At 71.0% G+C, this 9,108-nt stretch carries 11 protein-coding genes; 6 read left to right on the forward strand and 5 right to left on the reverse strand.

From position 1 onward, the window contains the following. Positions 1–364: 364 nt before the first annotated feature. Positions 365–862, reverse strand: a complete 498-nt coding sequence (locus ACXJKL_RS07925) for a hypothetical protein (RefSeq protein WP_457206519.1) — start codon at positions 860–862, stop codon at positions 365–367. Between the two features lie 102 nt (positions 863–964). Here ACXJKL_RS07925 and lipB point away from each other — a divergent pair, with 102 nt between their 5' ends. Next, positions 965–1,687: a lipoyl(octanoyl) transferase LipB gene (gene lipB, locus ACXJKL_RS07930; protein WP_457206520.1), complete on the forward strand. Its 723-nt coding sequence runs from the start codon at positions 965–967 to the stop codon at positions 1,685–1,687. Here lipB and ACXJKL_RS07935 read toward each other — a convergent pair. Then, entirely contained in the window at positions 1,671–2,126 is a 456-nt protein-coding gene (locus ACXJKL_RS07935) for a nitroreductase/quinone reductase family protein (protein ID WP_457206521.1), read from the reverse strand. The genes lipB and ACXJKL_RS07935 overlap by 17 nt on opposite strands. A gap of 151 nt (positions 2,127–2,277) precedes the next feature. Between ACXJKL_RS07935 and ACXJKL_RS07940 the strand changes: the two genes are divergently transcribed. Genes ACXJKL_RS07940 through ACXJKL_RS07955 form a run of 4 tightly spaced genes read left to right on the forward strand, consistent with a single transcriptional unit; the run spans position 2,278 to position 5,988 of the window. Beyond that, entirely contained in the window at positions 2,278–3,258 is a 981-nt protein-coding gene (locus tag ACXJKL_RS07940) for an ABC transporter ATP-binding protein (protein ID WP_457206522.1), read from the forward strand. Continuing rightward, the gene (locus ACXJKL_RS07945; protein ID WP_457206523.1) at positions 3,255–4,247 is read left to right on the forward strand and encodes a hypothetical protein; all 993 of its coding nucleotides are present in this window, start codon (positions 3,255–3,257) and stop codon (positions 4,245–4,247) included. Before ACXJKL_RS07940 ends, ACXJKL_RS07945 begins: the two co-directional genes overlap by 4 nt. 56 nt (positions 4,248–4,303) lie before the next feature. Then, positions 4,304–5,248 (forward strand): lipoyl synthase, encoded by a 945-nt coding sequence (gene lipA / locus ACXJKL_RS07950; protein ID WP_457206524.1) that lies wholly within the window; start codon positions 4,304–4,306, stop codon positions 5,246–5,248. Between the two features lie 35 nt (positions 5,249–5,283). After that, the gene (locus ACXJKL_RS07955) at positions 5,284–5,988 is read left to right on the forward strand and encodes a DUF4191 domain-containing protein (RefSeq protein WP_457206525.1); all 705 of its coding nucleotides are present in this window, start codon (positions 5,284–5,286) and stop codon (positions 5,986–5,988) included. A gap of 2 nt (positions 5,989–5,990) precedes the next feature. Here the strand turns inward: ACXJKL_RS07955 and ACXJKL_RS07960 are convergent, their stop codons facing one another. The 3 genes from ACXJKL_RS07960 to ACXJKL_RS07970 form a co-directional block, all read right to left on the reverse strand. Next, complete coding sequence (locus ACXJKL_RS07960; RefSeq protein ID WP_457206526.1) at positions 5,991–6,113, reverse strand: hypothetical protein; 123 nt, start codon at positions 6,111–6,113, stop codon at positions 5,991–5,993. A gap of 100 nt (positions 6,114–6,213) precedes the next feature. Next, complete coding sequence (locus ACXJKL_RS07965; protein ID WP_457206527.1) at positions 6,214–6,624, reverse strand: RDD family protein; 411 nt, start codon at positions 6,622–6,624, stop codon at positions 6,214–6,216. A 23-nt stretch (positions 6,625–6,647) separates the two neighbouring features. Beyond that, on the reverse strand, positions 6,648–7,382 hold the full coding sequence (locus ACXJKL_RS07970) for a hypothetical protein (RefSeq protein ID WP_457206528.1): 735 nt from the start codon (positions 7,380–7,382) through the stop codon (positions 6,648–6,650). 233 nt (positions 7,383–7,615) lie between these two features. Here ACXJKL_RS07970 and glnA point away from each other — a divergent pair, with 233 nt between their 5' ends. Then, positions 7,616–9,046, forward strand: coding sequence for a type I glutamate--ammonia ligase (gene glnA / locus ACXJKL_RS07975; RefSeq protein ID WP_457206529.1), 1,431 nt, complete (start codon positions 7,616–7,618; stop codon positions 9,044–9,046). Positions 9,047–9,108 lie beyond the last annotated feature (62 nt).

The raw sequence follows: 9,108 nt of genomic DNA on the forward strand, positions 1-9,108 counted from the left end.
GAGGGATCCTTGCCGGCCGGAAGCTCGCCGACCGGCTCGGGTGGCACGCAGGACGCGCCGAGCCCGTCGACGTACCTCRCGCCAACCCGCCGGTGCGGTCGCCCGCGGCGTACCCCAGCGCGCCCGAACCGCTCGGTCGGCGCCTTTCAGCGCGACGGAACCGCCCGGTCGGCACGATCCGGCGCGCCCGAACTGCCCGGTCGGCACGATCCAGCGCGCCCGAACCGCCCGGTCGGCACGATCCAGCGTTACGAAATTGCCCGGTGGGCACGATCCAGCGCGCTCGAACTGCCCGGTCGGTGGCCTGCAGCGCTACGAAACTGCCCGGTCGGCGGCCTGCACCGCGCCCGAACCGCCCGGTCGGTCACTCCCGCACCTCGTCGACCAGCCACTCCCCCGCCACCAGCCGCAGCAGCACCCGCCGCGTGGACGGACGGTCGTCCGGGAGCGAGATCACGGCGTTCCCGTCGACCGCCTCGGCACCGACCACCCGGTCGGTGACGCGGACGTCGAGGACCGCCGACGAGGTGTCCAGCACCGACAGGGCGAGCACCTGCGTCTCGAGGCCACGCACGGACAGCCCGCGGTCGACGTACGACGTCAGCATCCGCACATCGGCACGCCCGCTCCGGGACCCCTCGACGTACAGGTCACGCAACGCATCGACGTCTCCGGCGGCCCACGCGCGTGACCGTCGGGCGTCCCAGCCCGCGAGGACGGAGCGGGGACCGTCGAGTGCGGAGACGAGGGGACGCGCCTCCGCGCCGCTCGGGTCCGGCCGCAGCGCGACCAGCGCGCCGGTGCCGAGCACGACGGGCACGGTGAGTCCGACCAGGATCGGGAGGAGTCGTCGCGGGTCCACCCCTCCACGGTGCCTCAGATCGGTCGAGGGCGTCGGCGCTCATCCACAGGCGCTGCTCATCCACCGGCAGGCCCCGCCACGGTGCGGCGTACCCTGACGTCCATGCGCTTCGACATCGCCGGACTGGGTCCCGAGGCCGTCGACTACCTCTCCGCGTGGGAGCTGCAGCGCGAGGTGCACGCCCGCGTCGTGGCCGGCGAGCAGGAGCCGACCGTGCTGCTCCTCGAGCACCCGCCGGTCTTCACGGCCGGCAAGCGCACGGACCCGCACGAGCGCCCGCTCGACCCCGGCGGCGCTGACGTCATCGACGTCGACCGTGGCGGCAAGATCACGTTCCACGGCCCCGGACAGCTGGTCGGCTACCCGATCGTGCCGCTGCCCGACCACGTCAAGGTCGTCGACTACGTCCGCCGCGTCGAGGAGGCGCTGATCCGCGTGTGCAGCGACTTCGGCGTCACGACCGCTCGCGTGCCGGGCCGCAGTGGCGTCTGGCTCCGCGCCGACGACCGKGGCCCGGAGCGCAAGATCGCCGCCCTCGGCATCCGGGTGAGCCGGGGCGTGACGATGCACGGCTTCGCCCTCAACTGCGACGTCGACCTCGGCTGGTACGACCGCTTCGTCCCGTGCGGCATCGCCGACGCCGGCGTCACCTCGCTGAGCACGGAGCTCGGCCGCGACGTCACCGTCGAGGACGTGCTGCCCAGCGTGCGCGAGCACCTGACCGACCACCTCGCGTGGGCGCCGTACGAGGCGACGCCCGACTACGAGCCCCGCCCCGAGCCCGGTCACGGACCGCGCATCGCGCTGGTCACCCCGGGTCGCTGACCTCTACCGGTCTCAGGAGCGCCACGGGGATCGTCCGCCCGGCCTTGCGCTCGTACTTCGCGACCTCGGGCGCCGCTGCCAGGACGACCTCACGCCAGACCCGGTCTCGCTCGCGGCCGAGGAGGACCTCGGGCCGTACGTCCTGGCCGCGGGTGCCGATCTCGATCCTCGACCGGTCGGCCTGACGCAGGTTGCGGAACCAGTCGGGCTCGGTCGGCGACCCGGAACCGGTCCCCCACACGACGTAGGCGCCGTCGTGCTCGAGGAACCGCACCATCGTCGAGCGCGACACCCCGGTACGCCGGCCCGGCGACGTCACCATGAGCACCTGCGCGCGGCCGCCACTGTCCAGACGCCCCTTGGCCACGCGGTGCAGCCAGACGCCGATCGCGTTGCCGGTCCTGACGAAACGGTGCCGCAGGTTCCCCATCGTCGTCATCTCCTCACCACTCCAGCGTCCTCGCCAGGCAGGCCCGCGGTCAACGCGCTCCACGGTCGCCGACGGCGCGCCTCGGGGGCGCTGTCCCCGGTGGCTGCCACAGTGCCCTCCACGGGGAGGGTGTCGTCGTCGACGCCCGGGAGGGAGAGCCGTGACGAGCACGGCCACCGCAGACCTGGTCATCGAGACCCGGGGACTGCGCAAGGAGTTCAGCGGACGACGGGGCACCCGGGTCGCGGTGCAGGACCTCGACCTCGCGGTGCCGCGGGGCGGGGTGCACGGCTTCCTCGGACCCAACGGGTCCGGCAAGACCACCACGATCCGGATGCTGCTGGGCCTGGCCCGGGCGACGCGGGGCGAGATGGCACTCTTCGGCACCCCGGTGCCGGCAGGCCTGCCCGGCGTGATCGACCGGGTCGGAGCCGTCGTGGAGATGCCGAAGTTCCTCCCCCACTTCACCGGACGACAGAACCTCACCATCCTGGCCCGCTCGAAGGGCATCGCCACCGACCGGATCGACGCCGCGGTCGACACCGTGGGCCTCACCGGACGCGAGGGTGACCGCTACCGGTCCTACTCGCTCGGCATGAAGCAGCGCCTCGCGATCGCCGCCACCCTGCTCAAGGACCCGCAGCTGCTGATCCTCGACGAGCCGACCAACGGCCTCGACCCCGCGGGCATCCGGGAGATCCGCGAGACGATCCGCACCCTCGGCGAGGCCGGCGTCACGGTGCTGCTGAGCTCCCACATCCTGGCCGAGGTCCAGCAGGTCTGCACCTCCGCGACGATCATCGGCAACGGCCGCCTGCTGGCCTCCGGACGGGTGGAGGACCTGCTCGGCGCCAGCACGTCGTACCGGATCGTCGTCGACGACCCCGACGGAGCCCGCCGCGCCCTCGGGACCGGTCCCTATGCCGTCTCGGGCGACGGGTCGTCGCTGCGGGTGGAGACCGACGCACCCGCCGCCGAGATCACGCGCACCCTCGGCGAGGCGGGGATCTGGCTCTCCGAGCTCACCTCCGTACGGCCGGACCTCGAGACCGTGTTCCTCGAGCTGACGTCGCAGGACACCCTCGGCGGCACGACCACGACCAGGGAGACCGCCACGGCGGACGGGGGTGGTCGCGCATGAGGCTGCTCGGTGTCGAGCTCACCCGGCTGCGCTGGCGCCGTGCGTGCCTGGTGCTCCTGGTCGCGTCCTTCGTGATCCCGGCCCTCATCTGGGCGGGGACGGTGTGGGACAGCCGCCCGTACTCCGACGCCGAGATCCAGCGGGCCACCGAGCAGGCGCAGGCCCAGCCCGGCTTCGCGCAGGAGCTGCGTCGGTGCGAGCGCAAGCCCGAGCAGTTCCTCGCTCCCGACGAGGTGCCTTCCGCTGCGTCCGACGTGTCCGAGCAGTGCCGCGCGCTCGTCACCTCGTGGTGGTCCGGCCAGTTCCGCGAGCCCCTGGACCTGCGCGCCCAGCTCGACGGCGGCGGCACCGCCATCGCGATCGTCGTGGCCGGTCTGATGATGCTGCTGGGGGCGACCTTCGTCGGCGCCGACTGGGCGAGCGGGTCGATGAGCAACCAGCTCCTCTTCGAGCCACGACGACTGCGGGTGTACGTCGCCAAGGCCGGCGCCGTCGTCGCCGCCGGGGTGGTGCTCGGGCTGGTCGTGGGCGCCCTGTGGTGGCTCGGCCTGGCCGGCGTCGCCCGCGCCCGCGACCTTCCTCTGTCCGAGGGGGTCGGTGGCGAGATCGGCTGGCAGGTGGTGCGCGGCGCCCTCCTCGTGGCGGGGGCGGGACTGGCTGGACTGGCCACCACCATGCTCTTCCGCAGCACCGTCGCGACGCTGGGCATCCTCTTCGCCGTCGTCCTCGCCGGCTCGTTCCTCATCGCCGTGCTGCCCTTCGAGTCGCCCGAGCGGTGGATGCCCCACCTCAACGTGGCTGCCTGGATCACCGACGGGACGACGTACTACACCCAGGGCGAGCAGACCTGCGTGGACGACGGGACCGGGATGGTCTGCACGGGCGAGCGACTCCTCACGGCGGGCGCCGCGGCGGCGTACCTCCTCGGAGGCCTGGGCCTCGTGCTGGCCGCCTCGCTGGGGTCCTTCACGCGGCGCGACATACCGTGAAATGAGCACCCGGAGGCCGAATTGGGCGGCCTCCGGGCGCGGCGTACAGTGACGGCGTGACTGCACCGGCACCCGAAGGACGCAAGCTCCTCCGCCTGGAGATCCGCAACGCCGAGACGCCCATCGAGCGCAAGCCGGAATGGATCAAGACCCGGGCGCGGATGGGTCCGGAGTACACCGCGCTCACCAACCTCGTGAAGTCCGAGGGCCTGCACACGGTGTGCCAGGAGGCCGCCTGCCCCAACATCTTCGAGTGCTGGGAGGACCGCGAGGCCACCTTCCTCATCGGCGGTGACCAGTGCACCCGCCGTTGCGACTTCTGCCAGATCGACACCGGCAAGCCGCAGCCGCTGGACCGCGACGAGCCACGCCGCGTGGCCGAGTCCGTGCAGAAGATGCAGCTCAAGTACGCCACCATCACCGGCGTCGCCCGCGACGACCTCGAGGACGGCGGGGCGTGGCTGTACGCCGAGACGSTGCGCGCCATCCACGAGGTCAACCCCGGCACCGGTGTCGAGAACCTGATCCCCGACTTCAACGGCAAGCCCGACCTGCTCCGTGAGGTCTTCGAGTCGCGTCCCGAGGTGCTCGCCCACAACGTCGAGACCGTGCCGCGCATCTTCAAGCGCATCCGYCCGGCCTTCCGCTACGACCGCTCGCTGGACGTCATCACCCAGGCCCGCGACTTCGGGCTGGTGACGAAGTCCAACCTGATCCTGGGCATGGGCGAGACGCGCGAGGAGGTCAGCCAGGCGCTGCGCGACCTGCACGAGGCCGGCTGCGAGCTGATCACCATCACCCAGTACCTCCGACCCTCGCCGCGCCACCACCCCGTCGAGCGCTGGGTCAAGCCCGAGGAGTTCGTCGAGCTCAAGGACGAGGCCGACGAGATCGGCTTCTCCGGCGTCATGTCGGGTCCGCTGGTGCGTTCGTCCTACCGGGCCGGTCGGCTGTACCGTCAGGCCATGGACGCGCGCGACTCCGCACGCGTCACCGCCTGATCCGTCTCCACCTCCGCTCGTAGCAAAGGGCCCGCATGTCGACCCCCGCCACTCCGCCCACCTCGCGGCGGCAGCAGTTCATCCAGACCTACCGGATGGCGAAGAAGACCGACCGCACCATCGGGTTGTGGATCCTCGGCGCCTTCGTCCTCGGCGCCGTCGTCGGCTTCGCCGTCATCTGGTTCCTGCCCGGGGACGGCACCCTCAGCCTGATCCTCTCGATCGTCGGCGCGTTCCTGGTGGGCCTCCTGCTCGCGCTCGTCGTCTTCGGACGCCGGGCGCAGAAGGCGGCGTACGGGCAGATGGAGGGCCAGGTCGGCGCCGCCGCCTCCGCGCTCACCATGCTGCGCCGCGGCTGGAAGACCGACCCGGTGGTCGGCTTCAACCGCCAGCAGGACGTCGTGCACCGCGTCGTCGGCCCGCCCGGCATCGTGCTCGTCGGTGAGGGCAACCCCCAGCGCCTGCGCACCCTGATGGCCACCGAGCGTCGCAAGCACGAGCGCGTGCTCCCCGAGACGCCGATCCACGAGGTCGTCTGCGGCAACGGCGAGGGTGAGGTCCCGCTCAACAAGCTGGTCCGCCACGTCTCCAAGCTCGGCAAGAACCTCAAGCCCGGCGAGATGACGGACGTGCTCAACCGCCTCAAGGCGATCGACGCGCAGCGCGGTGCGGTCCCCCTTCCCAAGGGCCCGGTGCCCACCTCGATGAAGGGCAACCGCGGCCAGCAGCGCGGCCGCTGACCTCACGCCCGCCGTTCACCCTCCCGCGGGCGGGACTTCCGTCCACGGCGAGCACGTGCGGCCTCGGTGACACGCTCGTCGATCTGCTGGCGGGCGACGGCGGCGATGACGTAGGTGTTGTACACGGCGGGCTCCTCGGGTGGGTGTGGCTCCTTGACCCGAGCCTCGTCCTGAGGCACCCCGGCGCACATCGGGACAACTGCCCGTGCGCGGTCCCCGAGTACCTCAGATCGCGCGGAGGTCCGCCAACCGGGCGGTGCGCGACCCCGCCGCCATGTCGTGCAGGCCGCGGCCGTCGGGACGGAAGACCAGCGGCGGCACCACCGCGGCCACGAGCAGCTGGCGGAGCACGCAGCGCAGCAGCGACACCGGCCCGTACGACCCGTCGTTGCGCACGACCCGGAGCCGGGTGGCCAGCTTGCCGAACGAGCCCCCCGCGACCGCGGTGAAGAGCGCGGACTCCGCGACGAAGAGCCCCAGGACGTAGAAGCCCGACAACGGGTCGTCGCTCCACGCTCGGGGACCGATGAGGGCGATCACCACCAGCGTGCACGAGAACCAGTCGATGACGAGGGCGAGGATGCGCCGGCGCCAGGAGGCCGCCTCGACGGTGGCGGTGGTGGTGGCGTCGTTCACCCTCCCAGCCTAGGTGCCACGGCTCAGCGGACGGGCTTCGCACCCTCCGGCGCCTCGACGTCCACGGGCTCGCCCCAGGCGCTCCAGCCGACGAGCGCCGACCGGGACGCGTCGTCGCCCACCTGGTAGGCCAGCTGCACCGGACGCGCGTCGGCATCGATCCACAGCTCCGCGTCAAGCTCGGCCGGCAGGTCCATGACCCGGTAGATCGACTCCTCGGGCAGCTTCGCCATCCAGGCCTCGGTGTCGAGGGTGAGGTCGTAGCGGGTCGCCTCCTCCCCCGCCACCTCGTCCGCAGTCCCGTCGCCGACCCCGGTGACCCCCGCCTCGAGAGCCGCCATCTCGGCGGGGACGTCGATGGCGAGCAGGATCGGCACCACGCCCGCGTCGAAGCCCTCGGCGCCCTTCAGGCGCGGGTCGTCCTCCTCGAGGTAGCGCCAGCGGTCCTTCGCCGCCGCGCCGCCGACGTACACCCGGCCGTCCACGCGGCGGACCTCCAGCCCCGCTCCGGTCTGGTCTCCGGTCACGGCACTCAGGACCGGGTCCTCACCCCAGCTGACGTCGGCCTCGATGTCGTCGGCCGACTCCTGCGTGCCGAGCGTGACGTGCGCCGACTCCTCGTCCGCGACCGCGGCGCTGACCGCGGGCATCAAGGTCGTCGTGTCGTACGCCGTCCCGTCACCGTCGCCGGCCCCCGCGGACCCGCCGTCGCTGCAGGCACCCAGTCCCAGCACACAGCTGACGAGGGCGACGGTCACGAGGGGCCTCGTTCGGGCGGTGCGGAGTACGGAACGCATGGTGTCGACCCTAGGAGGCGGTGCGCGCCGGACCACCGGCCGGGACATCTGTTACATCCCCGAAACAAACGAGATACGGTCGAGAAACGGCCCGTGCGTAGGTTCACGGGCATCCGGTGCAACGGTGCGCCGTACTCAACGTCGGTTCCACACGCTTCGGTGCGCGACCCGCGGGTCGCCGCCCAGGAGGATGCATGTTCAGCAACAGCGAAGAGCTGCTCAAGTACATCAAGGACGAGCGCGTCGAGATGGTCGACGTCCGCTTCTGTGACCTGCCCGGCGTGATGCAGCACTTCACGGTGCCGGTCTCCTCCTTCGACCAGTCGGTGTTCGACGACGGTCTCGGGTTCGACGGCTCCTCGATCCGTGGCTTCCAGGCGATCCACGAGTCCGACATGCAGCTGTTCCCGGACCCGACCACGGCGTACATCGACCCGTTCCGCGTCGCCAAGACCCTGGTCGTCAACTTCTTCATCCACGACCCGATCACCGGCGAGGCCTACAGCCGCGACCCGCGCAACATCGCCAAGAAGGCGATGGCCTACCTCGCGAGCACCGGCATCGGCGACAAGGCCTTCTTCGCTCCCGAGGCCGAGTTCTACGTCTTCGACAGCGTGCGGTTCGAGACCAGCCAGAACGCCGGTTTCTACCACATCGACTCCGAGGCGGGCGCCTGGAACACCGGCAACGCCGGCACCGCCGAGAGCCCCAACCGTGGCTACAAGGTCAAGTACAAGGGCGGCTACTTCCCGGTCGCGCCCTACGACCACTTCGGCGAGCTGCGCGACGAGATGGTCATCGAGCTCGAGAAGTCGGGCCTGCTCGTGGAGCGCGCCCACCACGAGGTCGGCACCGCCGGTCAGGCGGAGATCAACTACAAGTTCGACGAGCTGCTCAAGGCCGCCGACGACGTGATGAAGTTCAAGTACATCGTCAAGAACGTCGCGTGGCGCAACAACAAGACCGCGACCTTCATGCCGAAGCCGATCTTCGGCGACAACGGGTCGGGCATGCACGTGCACCAGTCGATCTGGAACGGCGGCGAGCCGCTCTTCTACGACGAGACCGGGTACGGCGGACTGTCGGACATGGCCCGTCACTACATCGGCGGCATCCTCAAGCACGCCCCGTCGCTGCTGGCCTWYACCAACCCGACGGTCAACTCCTACCACCGCCTGGTGCCCGGCTTCGAGGCACCGATCTCGCTGGTCTACTCCCAGCGCAACCGGTCGGCCTGCGTGCGCATCCCCATCACGGGTGCCAACCCCAAGGCCAAGCGCATCGAGTTCCGCTGCCCCGACCCGTCGGCGAACCCCTACCTCGCCTTCTCGGCCCTGCTGCTCGCCGGCATCGACGGCATCCAGAACAAGATCGAGCCGCCGGCCCCGATCGACAAGGACATCTACGAGCTGCCGCCGGACGAGATGGCCGACATCGACCAGGTCCCCACGTCGCTCGACGCGGTGCTGGACAACCTGGAGAGGGACCACGAGTTCCTCACGGTCGGCAACGTCTTCACGCCCGACCTGATCGAGACCTGGATCGATTACAAGCGCAGCAACGAGATCCTGCCCGTGCAGCTGCGGCCGCACCCGCACGAGTTCGAGCTGTACTACGACATATAGTCACTTGTGCACGTAAAGCTCGAACTCACCGTTCGAGGACGAGGGCTCCGGCACTGCCGGAG

Source organism: Nocardioides sp. P5_C9_2, assembly GCF_054049555.1.

Coding starts and splice junctions, on each gene's coding strand:
- ACXJKL_RS07935 (WP_457206521.1), bottom strand. CDS start 2,126: ATGACGACGATGGGGAACCTGCGGCACCGTTTCGTCAGGACCGGCAAC.
- ACXJKL_RS07945 (WP_457206523.1), top strand. CDS start 3,255: ATGAGGCTGCTCGGTGTCGAGCTCACCCGGCTGCGCTGGCGCCGTGCG.
- ACXJKL_RS07955 (WP_457206525.1), top strand. CDS start 5,284: ATGTCGACCCCCGCCACTCCGCCCACCTCGCGGCGGCAGCAGTTCATC.